Raw genomic sequence first — 14,980 nt, forward strand, 5'->3', positions numbered from 1 at the left:
CGGAAGAATCAACAGTAGATTACAAGCGGATGCTTTTACTAAAACACCTTATAGTGTGTTTTATGGACGAGTGGCTGAAATGTTAGATGTGCAAGCTGTGGATGTAAAACGATTGCTAGATAGAGTTTTATTGTGTACATCGTGTATGTAGTGAGTGAGCTATTTTTAAAAGAAAACCCATTTATTTATAATGGGTTTTCTTTGTTCATTGAACTCAGCATTTCACAGAATTAATTAGATTTAATCAGCTCAACTCTACGATTTAAAGCTTTACCGTCTTCAGTTGAATTATCCGCAATAGGGTGTGTATCTCCCAAGCCTTTGGCTGTTAAACGGCTTTGTTGAATTCCAGTATTATTGGTTAAAGCCTTAACAACAGCATTTGCACGTTGTTCTGAAAGCGTTTGATTATGTTTGGTATCACCTGAATTATCTGTATGACCATTAATACTCAATTTGAGTTCAGGGTTGTTTTTTAGCAGTTGAATAACTTGTTCAATTTGGGGTTGAGAGTCAGGCAAAATATTCGCTTGATCCGTGGCAAAGTTAACCTCAATATTGACTTTATTGTCCTTATCCAAAGCTGTTTTGAGTTGGTCTGAACTTAATGCTTTAGCTGTAATTTCAACAGGTTTAGTTTCTGCGACGAATAGGCCAGCATGTCCATTCCCTGTCTGTGTCAATTGGAACCAAATATTTTTATTCGCTTGACGTATCACAAAGGTCTGTGTCGGGTTATTAAAAACATCTCCCAATCCTGCAACATAATCGACTTGGAATTTTTGTGGGATCTTCTCTAATTCTTGTTGAGGAATTTTACTCTGGGTAATTTGTTTGCCACCCAATTGCTGGATTACATTTTCCAAATTACGTTGCAATTCTAAAAAACTTCCTTCTTTATAATTTTCATTTTGTTGAATGGCTGCACTATACAATTGACCTTCAACATTTTCGATATGTTGACCTGTCCAAAATGGTATTTTCTCAAAATTTACGCTTGTTGCTTCGTGAAACTGATAGCCATTTGGCAAAGAAATATATGGAAACTGACCGAGTGTAATATTTGAAATTGGAATCTTGGAGAGATCAAAAGTGTTCTCTGTAGATTCAGTTTTCACAATTTCAGATGGTACAGAACTCGCACTTGATTCAGTTGTTATGACTTCCGCTTTCTCAGGTTTACTACATGCGATTAAACCAAGTGTAGGAATAACCAACAATAGTAGAAAACTCGATAATTTCTTTTGATTGAACACATGATCCTCCAGTTCTAACTCATTACCCTATATTTTTTTGAGTATATTTATATTCAAATTTCTTTAAATACTATAGATAACAATACTCATGAATTACATGAAGTTTTCAAGCTGATTTGTAAAATTTTAATTAAATTAAAGATGATCTTCTGATGATTAAAATCAATTTGAGATAAATCAGCAAATTTACCTTGATGTAATAGGTAAAAAGAGTGCAATAGGAAATAGTCACAAACTTGATCAATACAAATACTTGTATTCTACACAAAAAAGCGTAATATCAGATTCCCACTGATCAAGTGGTATACAGCAAAATAGGTAAAGAAAATGGCAAAGAAAAAAGTAATGCCAGAGGTTGTGATTCACAACTTTGTGGCCAAGCACATGCATGAAGTCAACAAAAGCCAAGTGTTTGTAGATCGTAAAAAGAATGCAAAACGTGGTTATGATAAACACAAAAAAGGTCGATATTCTGATGATTATCGGCCTTTTTTGTGGACTGCAATTTTTGCTTGAATAATTATAAAAATCTAATAAAAATAAACAATTAAATATTGACTAGACGATTCGATTTCACCATATCAGCCAAACCATGATGTTTAAAGTAATACTCCATCCAGCTCTTGACCATGAGTGGATTATTCATCGCAATCACTTCTTCTAATAGCTTTTGTGCATCTGTCATCGACACATGACAAATTGCTTTACGCACACGCAGAATATTACTTGAACTCATTGACAAGGTATTGAACCCCATTGCCATAAGTAAAATGGCTGAGAGTGGGTCGCCTGCCATTTCTCCACAAATACTGATCGGTTTTTCATACTTATGACATTCTTGAACTAAACGCGTTAAAGCGCGAAGTACAGAAGGGTGGAAGTGTGAATAAACACTGGATACACGTGGATTATTACGATCAACTGCCAATAAATATTGAATCAAGTCATTTGAACCGACTGAGAAGAAATCAACCAATTCAGCAAATTCACCAATTTGTAAAAGTACACTCGGTACTTCAACCATAATCCCGATTTTCGGTTTGGCGAAGTTAACTTGCTCTTCTTCTTGAACCGCAATCCAGTCACGTTCCAGTAAGTAAAGTGCTTCTTCTACTTCACTGACACTGGTGACCATTGGCAATAAAATATGCAGATTGTTTAAGCCGATACTGGCTTTTAACATTGCTCGGATTTGTGAGGAAAAGATTTCAGGGTGATCAAGGGTAAAACGAATGCCACGCCATCCTAAAGCTGAGTTTTCTTCTTCAATTTGGAAATATGGCAGGTCTTTATCCGCACCAATATCAAGTGTACGCATCACCACAGGTTTGTTGGCAAAGTGACTCAGCTGTTGACGATAAATCGCACGCTGTTCTTCTTCGCCCGGGAAGCGTTCACGCAGCATAAATGGAATTTCAGAACGATAAAGCCCTACGCCTTTTGCACCACGTTGAACCCCACGTACCACATCAATCATCAGACCAGTATTTACATACAGCTTTACAGCAACACCATCAGGTGTAATGGCATCTTTGGTTTCATATTGCTTTAAATCTTTGGCAATTTGTTCTTCTTCTTTTTGGATCTCTTTGTAACGTGTACGTAAACGACGTGGTGGATTGACAAAAACCCGACCTTGATAAGCATCGACAATCATTTCAACGTCATCAAGTGTATTTACAGGCAGCTCAGTAACACCCACCACAGTTGGAATACCGAGTGCGCGGGCGACAATCACCATGTGGGAGTTGGCAGCCCCTTCAGAGGTTACAATCGCGGCGATTTTATCTACAGGAAGCTCAACCAAAGCAGCAGTGCTGATCTCATCTCCTATTAAAATACTTTCAGAGGTGATCTCTTTATGACTGGTATCGCCTTCTTGTAATGCTGCGAGGATCCGGCGTCCCAAGTCTTTTAAATCAGATACACGTTCACGTAAATAGTCATCTTCCATTTGTGCAAAAAGTGCAACATGGCGTTCAATCACATTTTTAACTGCACCTTGCGCCCAGCTTCCATCTCGAATAATTTCTTTAATTTCAGCAGGTAGGGCATTTTCATCCAACATACGTAAGAACACGCTAAATAAAGCACGTTCCTCCGCCATGAGCGAATCTTGCATTTTGTCATCAAGCGATTGAATTTCATTGCGTACAGATGCAATAGCTTGATCTAAAAGCTTAAGTTCTTCACTGATATCATCCGCATCACGGTCTGGAACTGAAGCTAAATCTGCCGGAGGGTAAAGGATGATGGCACGACCAAGTGCAATACCGCCTGCACCTGATGAACCTTGGAAGGTCTTGTAGTTAGATGAATTGCTGGGTTTACGGAAAACATCAATATTACCCACTGCATGTGCATGAGCAATTACCCCAGAGAGTTGTGCACACAAGGTCACCAGAAATGATTCTGCTGCCTCGCTAAAATCTTGAGGTTCGGTGTTCTGAACCACCATCACGCCCATCACTTTGCGGCGATACATGACTGGAACACCAAGGAACGAGTTATAGATCTCTTCCCCTGTCTCGGGGAAGTAGGCAAACCGTTCATGTTTAAACGCATTGTCTAAGTTGACAATCTCTTCACGTTGCCCCACTAAACCAACCAAACCCTCGCCAAGTTGTAAGGAAACTGTCCCTACAGATTCTTGGTTTAAGCCTTTGGTTGCCATGAGTACATAACGTTGGTTACGTTCATCTAAAAGGTAAATAGAGCAAACATCAACATGCATGGCTTCGGAAACTTGATTAACCATGATTTCCAAAGAATCATGCAAACTGACTGACGCATTGATCTCTTGTACAATACGTCTTAATGTGTCCAGTTGCATGTTCGACATGGATGTATGCTCCTAATTTAAGCTATGTTTTAAAGCGACTTCATCAGTATTATTTATAACAGTACTACCTTGAAAAATCATTCATATTTTGAAGAAATTTCAGCTGTATATTGCGGCATTCGCATACATAACTCCATCATCGCTTTACGATAAACATCTCGTTTAAAATTCACCACTTGTCCAAGCGGGTACCAGTAACTAACCCATTGCCATTGATCAAACTCCGGCGGGTCAGAGAGATTCAACTGAATATGTTTCGTTGAAGCTGTGAGTTTCAGTAAAAACCATTTTTGCTTTTGTCCAATACAAATCGGATCGGAATCCGAGCGAATGTATCGAAGCGGCAAACGATAATGCAACCAGTCATCTGTCTGGGCAATAATTTGGACATGTTCGGGTAGGAGCCCAACTTCTTCTCGTAGTTCTCTAAATAGAGCTTGCTCAGGAGTCTCTCCAAACTGGATGCCTCCTTGAGGAAATTGCCAAGCATTGTGTCCAATGCGTTTTGCCCATAAAACTTGTCCAATATCGTTTGCCAAAATGATCCCGACGTTGGGTCGGAAACCTTCTGAGTCGATCATTTGGCTACCTAAAATTTGTTAATTTCATTTGACTTTATATATGGGGACATACACTCTTTTGTCCAACTCGATAAAGTCAAAGTAATAATGTTTTAAAATTGCTATGATCTTAACGAATTTCTATCGACTAGCGGTGATAGATTTACAATTTTTTTCTTAAATTTCAGTTTAAACGAGTATTTTCATGGAATTGGCGCTGTTTGACTTAGATCACACCTTATTAAATACAGATTCTGACCATTCTTGGGGAGAGTTCTTAGTCAATGAAGGCTTGGTCGATCCAGTCCGACATCGTGCGATGAATGATCAGTTTTATGAAGACTATAAAGCAGGCAAGCTTGATCCAATTGCTTATAATGAATTTGTCTTTGAGTTTCTTACTCAACACGATAATGATTATTTAACTGAATTACATCAGTTATTTATGCAAAAAGTGATTCGTCCACAAATGCGTCCAGCTGGTTTTGCCGCGATTCAAAAACATAAAGATTTAGGCCATGCGTTGGTTGGTATTACGGCAACCTCAGATTTTATTACTGCACCTATTTTTCGTGAATTTGGTATCAGCGAAATTATTGCGACCAATGCTGAAATAAAAGATGGCAAGTACACGGGGAAAGTGACCAATATTCCATGTTACCAAAAAGGTAAATTGGCACGTTTGGATCAATGGCTCGATGGTCGTACTGTCACTGAATCATGGGCTTATTCAGATTCGATTAATGATCGTTTTTTATTGGAATATGCTGACCATGCGATTGCAGTAAATCCTGATGATCGTCTTGAGCATCTGGCAAAAGAACAGGGTTGGGATATCCAAGATTGGTCGATTTGAGCTGGGCTGATTATTGTGATTTAAAGCAGTGTTGATCACTGCTTTTTTATGGCTTGATTGTTTTGTCAAGAATGAGAAGTTTTGTAAATATTTTTATAAATGAAGATTTTGTACTTCATTTATAGTGTAAAAATGCTATGTTGATTTGAGCACTTTTAAAACTGACGGAGATTATATAATGAGCCAGACACGTCCAAGAATGACCAATTTATTTGAACAACTCGGCTTGGATTCTAGCGAAGAAGCAATTCAAAGTTTTATTGAAAATCACCAGTTGGATGCAGATACTCTAATTACAGACGCATCTTATTGGAGTGAGGGACAACGTCAGTTTCTTGCTGAAAAAATTAAATCTGATGGTGAATGGGCATTAGTGGTTGATCAGTTAAATGAGTCTCTACATGAAGACTCAGTAAAGTAAAAAATTGTGCAATGAAGACTTTATCGAGCAATGATAAGCATGGTCATTGCTTAATAATATGTAAATCCCTTATCTTGAGTAACAAGATAAGGGATTTTTATTGCAGGGATTATTTCATCATCTCAATCAATTCCTGTACAGCTCTAGACTGAGTACGTCCAGGATGCCAAACCATACCCAATTGGCGGTTCATTTCGAAACGAATATCAAGTTGTTGTAAGTCTTGATTTAACAAGGTTTTAGGTAATACAGACCAGCCTAAACCAATGGAAACCAACATACGAATAGATTCAAGTGGATTATTGCTCATGGTAATTTTTGGCTTCAAACCTTTCTTTTCAAATTCTGCCAAGGTGATTTGACTGGTATAAGTCTGTGCTGCTGGTAATAAGCTTGGGTATTCGATCAGATCTTCAAGCTTAAGGTTCTTTTTTTGTGCCAAAGGATGAAAAGGTGCAACCACGAATACCAAAGGATCATTCCAAATCGTGATATAACGCAAACGCTCATCACCTTGTGGCGGAAGGGTTAAAAATGCCAGTTCTAAATCCCCAGCAAGCACTTGTTCATGCGCTTGCTCAGAGTCCACAAAATGTACATCTAGTTTGACTTCAGGAAAGTGCTGTACATATTTTTTTAAATGCTGTGGTAAATGGTGTAGGCCAATATGGTGACTGGTGCCAATCTTGAGTTTTCCTCGAACTTCACCTTGCTCATGACTCAGGGTATGGTGAATATCTCCCAATTCATTTAACCAGTTTTTTACTTTAGGTAATAATGAATGCGCTGCATGTGTGGCTTGAACACCACGACCTGCAGACTCAAAAAGTTTGACGCCGAAATATTCTTCTAAGCTATGTATGCGCTTGGTGACAGCTGGCTGAGTAATAAACAGATGTTCTGCTGCCATAGAAATCGAACCAGTTTCCATAACTTTGACAAAGGCTTCAAAAGCAGCGAGATTCATAATATTTCCATCCATAAAGAATTTTTATGCGTAATTCATTATTTAGAAAATTTAAGAATTAATCAAAGTAATTTTCAAATTTTTTTATTTTTAGCAAAGTGATTGGTTCTATTCGTGCTTTGGAAAAATTTTAATACAACTTTTTACTGTACAATTTAAGCAAAGCTCATTTATATTCAGCGCATAAAAACAACAAAAGGAAAGCTATTTGAATCAACCAACAAACACCACCATTCACTATTTTCAACAACATCCTAGAAATACGTTCCTTAAAACTTGGCTTCGATTTTTTACCACGATACTGATATTTTCTGCTCTAGGCTTAATCTTTGTATATTTTTTCAATATCTATTTCCCCATCATTATCATCGCTATTCTCAGCATAATTTGGTTGAAGCTTCGTTTAAATCGCCTAAGAAAAATGCAAGAGTTGGAGAATTTTAAATTTCCAAATCGTATTTGGCTTGCTTTTAAACAAAGACATCCAAACACTCGACAATCTTCTTATCCATTGATTGAAGAGGGTTTTAAAGACTATTCAGCAATTCATTTGTGGCGTAGGGGAGCTTATGCAATGCCTTCACACTCAGTGGATGCGTTATGGCATATATTGATTGAAGAATTTGATGACTTTTATCAGTCCATGAGCCAACGTTTTTTAGGTTATGAACTGATTCATAAACCGCATGATTTACAAGTAACAGAATCACAGCGGGCTGCTCAAAGACAGCAATTGCTCAATACTTGGCATGGGGCATGTGCTTTACATGGATTGAATCCACAAAACACGCAGGTCTTACCTCGAATTTTTCAGGTTGATGCCCATGTTCGATGGGAGCGGGGTTTAATTTTTAGCTTACCGTTTATGATGACAATGTATAGCCAAATGATGAGTTCAACTTCAGATTTTCCACAGGCTTCTGCAACATCATCATGTTCTTCTAGCTCATGTTCAGGATCAAGCTCATCTAGTGATTCGAGCCATTCACATAGTACAAGTTCTGACTCATCTTCTTCTTGTAGTAGTTGTAGCAGCTGTGGAGGAGGCGGTGGTGATTAGCAGCCCCAGCCACAGAAAATACATCTGATTTAGATTTTAATTTCAGTGCTTTGAGCTGCCTTTTGGTCTCGTTTATTCCAAGCCTTTTCATGGAAAAAGAATGCAAATGCTTGTACAGTCGGTTCAAGTAAACTTAATGTCACAGCCATCCAAAAATTACCAGTCACCGCATAAGCAACTAACATCGCCACTGTGATATGCATGATGTAATAGCTTAAGGTTTTTTTGAAAACACGTTGATTGCTTTGTAGGAAATTTTGGATACTCGCCATGAGAATCACCACTTATTAATTCAATAGTTAAATAATAATCATTATCAATTGTAATGTAAAAAGGTTTTTTTGATTAATGTTGATTGGATAAAGCGATATTTTATTCTTTATACATTGCATCGTAATTGTTGATATAGGAATTATTGAGTTCTTTTTAAATAATGGATTTGCTTAATTTATGGTTTAGGACGTACATTTATTGGTCTAAGCTCTATTTTTTCTTGATGATTAAGCCAAGTGCTTTTAAAGTCATTGAAAATATATCATTGATTTAAATACTTTATAAAGGTGATTTTAGGAGCATTTATTTGGATAAAATCAATTCCAAAAAGTTTTTAAATTAATAAAAATGATAAATTAGATTTATGTAAAAACGTGGTTATAATTGAGTGAATGAAAGAATCACCCAGTCCAGTGGAGCATTTCGACATGGCAGGCGAAAACCAAAAAGCAAAAACAGAATCAGTAAAAACTTTGTATGACAAATTGTGGGATGACCATCTTGTAACACAACGTGATGATGGTTCAGCATTACTTTATATCGACCGTCATTTATTGCATGAAGTGACTTCTCCACAAGCATTCGAAGGCTTACAACTTGCTGGGCGTAAACCTTGGCGTTTAAGTGCTAACGTTGCAACACCTGACCATAATGTTCCTACATCAACCAAAGAGCGTTCAGAAGGGATTGCTGGGATTGAAGATGATACTTCTCGTATCCAAGTTCAGACCTTAGACGATAACTGTAAAACCTTTAATGTAGTGCAGTTTGACATTAACGATGTGCGTCAAGGTATTGCACATGTCGTTGGACCAGAACAAGGTTTAACTTTACCGGGTATGACGGTGGTATGTGGTGACTCGCATACAGCGACACATGGCGCATTCGGTTGTTTGGCACACGGGATCGGAACGTCCGAAGTTGAACATGTATTGGCAACACAATGCTTAGTACAGAAGAAAATGAAAAACATGTTGGTGCGTGTTGACGGAACATTAGGTCAAGGCGTTACCCCAAAAGACGTGGTTTTGGCAATTATTGGTAAAATCGGAACGGCTGGCGGTACAGGGCATGCGATTGAATTTGGTGGTCAGGTATTCCGTGATATGTCGATTGAAGGGCGTATGACTGTGTGCAATATGGCAATCGAAGGCGGTGCGCGTGTTGGTATGGTTGCTGTCGATGACAAAACGATTGAATATGTTAAAGATCGTCCTTATGCACCAACAGGCCAACAGTGGGATGCGGCAGTCGCGTATTGGAATACTTTACATTCTGATGAAAATGCACATTTTGATACGATCGTGGTTTTAAATGGTGAAGAAATTGAACCACAAGTGTCTTGGGGGACTTCTCCTGAGATGGTAATTCCTGTCTCTCAAGCAGTTCCAACTTTGGAACAGGCCAAAGATGATGTACAGCGTAATGACTGGACCCGTGCGTATCAATATATGGGTTTAAATGCAGGTCAGGCATTGGCTGATATTCAATTAGACCGCGTATTCATTGGTTCTTGCACCAACTCACGTATTGAAGATATTCGTGCTGCTGCAGAAGTGGCAAAAGGTAAAAAAGTAGCGTCTAGTATTAAACAGGCCATGGTTGTTCCAGGCTCTGGTTTAGTGAAACAACAAGCGGAAGCGGAAGGTTTAGATAAAATCTTGATCGAAGCTGGTTTTGAGTGGCGTGAGCCAGGTTGTTCAATGTGTTTGGCGATGAATGCTGATAAGTTACAACCGGGTGAACATTGTGCATCGACTTCAAATCGTAACTTTGAAGGCCGTCAGGGCAATGGTGGACGTACTCACCTTGTCAGTCCAGCAATGGCAGCTGCGGCAGCAATTGCAGGTCACTTTGTTGATGTACGTTCATTCTAATCAGGCTTAAGGAGCAAAGACATGAAAGCTTATACCGTTGAACAGGGTATTGTTGCACCCTTAGACCGTGCCAATGTAGATACCGACTTAATCATTCCAAAACAGTTTTTAAAATCAATTAAACGCACCGGTTTTGGGGATAACTTATTTGATGAATTACGTTATTTAGATGAAGGTTATCCGGGGCAGGACAATTCTAAACGTCCGAAGAATCCTGATTTTATTTTGAATCAGCCACGTTACCAAGCGGCATCTGTGCTTATTTCTCGTGCCAATTTTGGTTGCGGTTCAAGTCGTGAACATGCGCCTTGGGCATTGGAAGAGTATGGTTTTCGCACAGTGATTGCACCAAGCTACGCTGATATCTTTTTCAATAACAGCTTTAAAAATGGCATGTTGCCAGTGATTTTACCTGAATCTGTTGTTGATCAATTATTTAAAGAATGTGCTGCTCAGGAAGGCTATCAATTAACCATTGATTTAGAAGCTCAAGAAGTCCGTACACCAAGTGGTGAAGCTTTTAAATTTGAAGTCGATCCATTTCGTAAACACTGTTTATTGAATGGCTTGGATGATATTGGTTTGACTTTACAGGCTGCGGATGAAATTCGTGCTTATGAAGAAAAAACCAAACAATCACGCCCTTGGGTATTTGCTGAAATTCAAGGTTAATTTTCAGCGAACATTTTACACATAGCGTGAATGCCTAACTCTTGCTAACATGCGAGTATAACAAAATGAATGTTGACTCAGTGAAGTGAGGGTTGGGGTTGAGCAATGACTAAGTTTTTGAGTTGCAGTGTTTTAATCGGTTTAACAAGCTTTATGCTTAGTGCATGTCAATCCACTCAAATGGTTGATTTAATGCGTATCAAGCAAGCTGAAAATAAACATGTCAGCCAAAATTCGGTTTCTGTCTATTGTTCAGGTGCAGAGCATTGTGAATTTGCGCGCTTAAATGATGTGATTATCATGGATGAACGTGCACAACGTGCCAATCGTAGCGCCATTCAAAAGGGTTATCTCAAATTAACGGGTGAGCCTTTAGATCAAAATGGTGTTTATTTAACGATTCCACCTCAGCAATATGAGATGGTGATTCGATTCTATCCAATCACTAAACAGCATGCTGAAGTTTTCCATGTTATTCATGATTTTAAAGCAAATCAAAAATACACATTTAAGATGTATCGCTTAAGGTCACAGGGTTCAGGAAGTTTACTGAATGTTTCTTCACCGACACCGCTATGTGTCGATATGATTCAAGAAAAACGGACAATTCGCCGTTTTTGTCGCCCGCATAATGCGGTGACGGGCGTGAGCGAATTTGTTGAACAGAAGATTTAATCTCACATCAGTATAGATACTGAAAAATAAATGGAACTACAAATGTCTAAACAAATTTTGATTTTGGCAGGTGATGGTATCGGTCCTGAGATCGTTGCTGCTGCTGAAAAAGTACTGACACGTGTCAATGATAAATTTAATTTAGGTTTAACATGGGAACAAGGTTTGTTAGGGGGCGCAGCAATTGATGCACATGGCGAACCTTACCCTGCTGTAACAGCGGAACAAGCGAAAAAAGCAGATGCAATTTTACTGGGTGCTGTAGGCGGTCCAAAATGGGATAATATTGAACGTTCAATTCGCCCAGAACGTGGTTTATTGAAAATTCGTAGTGAATTAAATCTATTTGCTAACTTACGCCCTGCAATTCTCTATCCGCAATTGGCGGATGCATCTAGTCTTAAACCAGAGATTGTTTCTGGATTAGATATCCTTATTGTTCGTGAACTGACGGGTGGCATCTACTTTGGTCAACCACGCGGTATTCGTGAACTCGAAAATGGTGAGAAGCAAGGTTATAACACTGACGTTTATTCAGAGTCTGAAATTAAACGTATCGCAAAAGTTGCTTTTGAAATGGCAAACTTACGCGGTGGTAAAGTTTGTTCAGTGGATAAAGCCAACGTGCTTGAAGTGACTGAGCTTTGGAAGCAGACAGTGACTGCACTTAAAGAACAACAATACCCAAATATTCAACTTTCACATATGTACGTCGATAATGCAGCAATGCAATTGGTTCGTGCGCCAAAACAGTTTGATGTGATTGTGACAGGGAACTTGTTTGGTGACATTCTTTCCGATGAAGCAGCAATGCTAACCGGCTCTATTGGTATGCTTCCATCTGCCTCTTTAGATGAGAGTGGCAAAGGTATGTATGAACCTTGTCATGGTTCTGCTCCTGACATTGCTGGCCAAAACGTTGCCAATCCACTTGCTACCATTCTTTCTGTGGCAATGATGCTACGCTACACCTTCCGTGAAGAAGTGGCTGCAAAAGCCATTGAGGATGCTGTAGGGCAAGTTTTAGACCAAGGCTTGCGTACTGGCGATATTATGTCTGATGGTATGCGTAAAGTTGGTACGGCTGAAATGGGCGAGGCTGTTGTTGCGGCGATTGCTTAAATACCTGTTTTAAATGGTTGGTAATAAAAAACACAGCTTAAGCTGTGTTTTTTATTGTTAAATTTTAGCTTTTGATAAGTTTTGATAAAAGTCTATCCATATTCTCGCCATTATAGCGATGGGTATTAGATTCGCTTTAAAATAGCTAACAGGCTCGACCTAAATACTCTACAGATTCAGCAACACCATCTTTTAATTGGAAAGTGACTTTACAATTAAAATTTATGTCATAGCTTGGTGTGCCCATCGTATCATAACGAATCACTGGCATACCCATTGCATTAGAGCCTACAGTCGCATTGCCTCCTGCCATGGGGATATTGATTGGTCTAAGGATGGTATAGCTTAAGGTGCTATTACTGGTTTGGATTTTATCGCTTACCTGATACCCCATTGCCTTAAAATTTAAATTGCTTTGAATTTCAGCACTGGTTTTACCAATAAATTGCTGTAAATATTGATCTAAATTTGCAGGTCGGGTGTTTAAGCTTTTACATCCAACAAGTGCAACAGATGCCAATAAAAACATACATACATGTATTTTCATAAGTTTCACCTAATCCATAGTTAACTTAATTTAGAAATGATTTCTATTCAGTATAATAAATATACAGCCATATGTATGTAGCTTGGTTGCAGAGCAAACCAAGTGGTATAGATTTTACTAAATAAGCGTCAAACAGACTGGACTGGTGAAGCTGTGAAAAGATCAGTTGTATTAAAATTTAGAACAAATTAGTGCTATCAACTTTGAAGTAAATGGATTACAAATGATAAATAGGTATAGGAAACAGATTTTAATGTGTCAGATGTATAGTTGCCAGACGATAAAAGATCGTAAGCAGGAGGGTAAATCTTGTGGATAATGAAAAAGCCACCTAAAAGTGGCTTTTGCTTACACTAAAACTTAGCGTGCACGATATGTAATACGACCTTTTGTTAAGTCATATGGTGTCATTTCAACTTTTACATTATCGCCTGTTAAAATACGAATATAGTGTTTACGCATTTTACCAGAAATGTGAGCAATCACTTCGTGACCGTTTTCTAAACGCACACGGAACATAGTATTAGGAAGCGTTTCGGTGACAACGCCTTCGAACTCGATAAGTTCCTCTTTATTGGCCATAGCCTACCTGATGATCAAATTGGAAAGGCGCAAATTATAGGCAATTTTTTGCAGAAAGACAAGAATATTCGGCATTACAAGGCGGTAGATGACTTGAAAATAAGCGAACATATTGTTAAACAATTTCTACAAAAAAAAGCGGATAAATATTGTCAGTTTGGTCAATCGACTGTAATCTAAATTAAATGTTTTAAGTATAAATGAATAACATACAAGGAAGGGCACTGCGTGAGTCAGCTAACTGATGCTTCGGTTGTTTTACGATTAGGCTATCAAGCGATCCGTCGTGCAGGATTGCCGACAGAAGAAATATTATCAAAGGCTGGGGTAGCATTGGGTCAGGTTGACCAAAATGCTCGAACACCGTTGAATGCACAATTTGCATTTTGGGTCGCTGCGGAGGAAGTCAGTAATGATCCAGATATTGGTTTACACCTCGGAGAGCACTTGCCACTGTATCGTGGGCAAGTAATCGAACACCTGTTTATTTCAAGTGAAAACTTTGGCGAAGGCTTAAAGCGTGCTTTGGCTTATCAACGTTTAATTAGCGATGCATTTCATGCCAAATTGATCATTGATGACGATGGACGTTGTTATTTAACCAATGGTGAGCAGCCTTGGGGTGAGAACATCGTCAATCGTCATTTTTCAGAATGTGCTATTTCAGGGATTTTACGCTTCTTTAAATTTATCACTGAAGGACGTTTTGAACCGATTTATATCGATTTTAATTTTACCAATGGTGCTTCTGATGGTGAGTATTATCGTGTTTATGGTTGTCCTGTCAGTTTAGGGCAAAAGGAGACACGTCTTTATTTTGATCCTTCAATTTTAGAATATCCATTGTGGCAAGCGGAGCCTGAGTTATTGCAATTGCATGAACAACTTGCAATTGAAAAACTACAAGAGCTTGCACGTTATGATTTGGTGGGTGAAGTACGCCGTGCGATAGGTTCAACCTTGGAAAGTGGTGAAACAACCCTTGAAACTGTTGCTGCACAACTCAGCATTACCCCACGTCGTTTACGTACACAGCTTTCGGAAGCCAACACCAGCTTTCAGCAAATTCTTTCAGATTATCGTTGTCGCTTAGCCAAGAAATTATTGGCCAATACCACTGAAAGTGTTGAGCGTATTGTTTATTTGACTGGATTCTCTGAGCCAAGTACTTTTTACCGCGCATTTAAACGCTGGACCAATGAAACGCCTGTGGAATATAGAAAGCGTAAACAGCGTTAGTGGTTAAATTTAGAGAATAAGACTAAAAACT

At 38.6% G+C, this 14,980-nt stretch carries 16 protein-coding genes; 9 read left to right on the top strand and 7 right to left on the bottom strand.

Annotated elements, in window-relative coordinates; translation table 11 throughout:
* Window positions 1-230: 230 nt before the first annotated feature.
* Window positions 231-1,256 (bottom strand): OmpA family protein, encoded by a 1,026-nt coding sequence (locus AS4_RS02230; protein WP_004818772.1) that lies wholly within the window; start codon window positions 1,254-1,256, stop codon window positions 231-233.
* Between the two features lie 327 nt (window positions 1,257-1,583).
* Here AS4_RS02230 and AS4_RS02235 point away from each other — a divergent pair, with 327 nt between their 5' ends.
* Window positions 1,584-1,772: a DUF7230 family protein gene (locus AS4_RS02235; protein ID WP_096732888.1), complete on the top strand. Its 189-nt coding sequence runs from the start codon at window positions 1,584-1,586 to the stop codon at window positions 1,770-1,772.
* Window positions 1,773-1,803: 31 nt separating this feature from the next.
* Here the strand turns inward: AS4_RS02235 and ptsP are convergent, their stop codons facing one another.
* Both ptsP and AS4_RS02245 read right to left on the bottom strand, forming a co-directional pair.
* Window positions 1,804-4,098: a phosphoenolpyruvate--protein phosphotransferase gene (gene ptsP, locus AS4_RS02240; protein WP_004718112.1), complete on the bottom strand. Its 2,295-nt coding sequence runs from the start codon at window positions 4,096-4,098 to the stop codon at window positions 1,804-1,806.
* A 77-nt stretch (window positions 4,099-4,175) separates the two neighbouring features.
* Window positions 4,176-4,679 carry an RNA pyrophosphohydrolase gene (locus AS4_RS02245; protein WP_004718109.1) on the bottom strand — a complete coding sequence of 168 codons (504 nt, stop codon included), beginning with the start codon at window positions 4,677-4,679 and terminating at the stop codon, window positions 4,176-4,178.
* A 184-nt stretch (window positions 4,680-4,863) separates the two neighbouring features.
* Between AS4_RS02245 and AS4_RS02250 the strand changes: the two genes are divergently transcribed.
* Window positions 4,864-5,514 (top strand): HAD family hydrolase, encoded by a 651-nt coding sequence (locus tag AS4_RS02250; RefSeq protein ID WP_096732890.1) that lies wholly within the window; start codon window positions 4,864-4,866, stop codon window positions 5,512-5,514.
* 178 nt (window positions 5,515-5,692) lie between these two features.
* Window positions 5,693-5,935 carry a DUF2789 domain-containing protein gene (locus AS4_RS02255; protein WP_004718105.1) on the top strand — a complete coding sequence of 81 codons (243 nt, stop codon included), beginning with the start codon at window positions 5,693-5,695 and terminating at the stop codon, window positions 5,933-5,935.
* Between the two features lie 109 nt (window positions 5,936-6,044).
* On the opposite strand, the gene AS4_RS02260 is transcribed toward AS4_RS02255, so the two are convergent.
* Window positions 6,045-6,902, bottom strand: coding sequence for a LysR family transcriptional regulator (locus AS4_RS02260; protein WP_004718104.1), 858 nt, complete (start codon window positions 6,900-6,902; stop codon window positions 6,045-6,047).
* 208 nt (window positions 6,903-7,110) lie between these two features.
* Between AS4_RS02260 and AS4_RS02265 the strand changes: the two genes are divergently transcribed.
* Entirely contained in the window at window positions 7,111-7,962 is an 852-nt protein-coding gene (locus AS4_RS02265) for a glycine-rich domain-containing protein (RefSeq protein ID WP_227548114.1), read from the top strand.
* A 29-nt stretch (window positions 7,963-7,991) separates the two neighbouring features.
* On the opposite strand, the gene AS4_RS02270 is transcribed toward AS4_RS02265, so the two are convergent.
* Window positions 7,992-8,240: a DUF2061 domain-containing protein gene (locus tag AS4_RS02270; protein WP_171066891.1), complete on the bottom strand. Its 249-nt coding sequence runs from the start codon at window positions 8,238-8,240 to the stop codon at window positions 7,992-7,994.
* 423 nt (window positions 8,241-8,663) lie between these two features.
* Here AS4_RS02270 and leuC point away from each other — a divergent pair, with 423 nt between their 5' ends.
* The 4 genes from leuC (at window position 8,664) to leuB (ending at window position 12,581) form a co-directional block, all read left to right on the top strand.
* The gene (gene leuC, locus AS4_RS02275) at window positions 8,664-10,112 is read left to right on the top strand and encodes a 3-isopropylmalate dehydratase large subunit (RefSeq protein ID WP_004718099.1); all 1,449 of its coding nucleotides are present in this window, start codon (window positions 8,664-8,666) and stop codon (window positions 10,110-10,112) included.
* Between the two features lie 21 nt (window positions 10,113-10,133).
* Window positions 10,134-10,784 (top strand): 3-isopropylmalate dehydratase small subunit, encoded by a 651-nt coding sequence (gene leuD, locus AS4_RS02280; protein WP_004718096.1) that lies wholly within the window; start codon window positions 10,134-10,136, stop codon window positions 10,782-10,784.
* Between the two features lie 105 nt (window positions 10,785-10,889).
* Entirely contained in the window at window positions 10,890-11,459 is a 570-nt protein-coding gene (locus AS4_RS02285) for a hypothetical protein (protein WP_004718093.1), read from the top strand.
* A gap of 42 nt (window positions 11,460-11,501) precedes the next feature.
* Window positions 11,502-12,581 carry a 3-isopropylmalate dehydrogenase gene (gene leuB / locus AS4_RS02290; RefSeq protein ID WP_004818789.1) on the top strand — a complete coding sequence of 360 codons (1,080 nt, stop codon included), beginning with the start codon at window positions 11,502-11,504 and terminating at the stop codon, window positions 12,579-12,581.
* Window positions 12,582-12,726: 145 nt separating this feature from the next.
* Here leuB and AS4_RS02295 read toward each other — a convergent pair whose 3' ends face one another.
* Both AS4_RS02295 and infA read right to left on the bottom strand, forming a co-directional pair.
* Complete coding sequence (locus tag AS4_RS02295; RefSeq protein ID WP_096732894.1) at window positions 12,727-13,128, bottom strand: hypothetical protein; 402 nt, start codon at window positions 13,126-13,128, stop codon at window positions 12,727-12,729.
* Window positions 13,129-13,488: 360 nt separating this feature from the next.
* Entirely contained in the window at window positions 13,489-13,710 is a 222-nt protein-coding gene (gene infA, locus AS4_RS02300) for a translation initiation factor IF-1 (protein WP_004718087.1), read from the bottom strand.
* A 228-nt stretch (window positions 13,711-13,938) separates the two neighbouring features.
* Here infA and AS4_RS02305 point away from each other — a divergent pair, with 228 nt between their 5' ends.
* Entirely contained in the window at window positions 13,939-14,949 is a 1,011-nt protein-coding gene (locus AS4_RS02305; RefSeq protein ID WP_004818793.1) for an AraC family transcriptional regulator, read from the top strand.
* Window positions 14,950-14,980 lie beyond the last annotated feature (31 nt).

The organism is Acinetobacter guillouiae (assembly GCF_002370525.2).
Taxonomy (GTDB): Bacteria; Pseudomonadota; Gammaproteobacteria; order Pseudomonadales; family Moraxellaceae; genus Acinetobacter; species Acinetobacter guillouiae.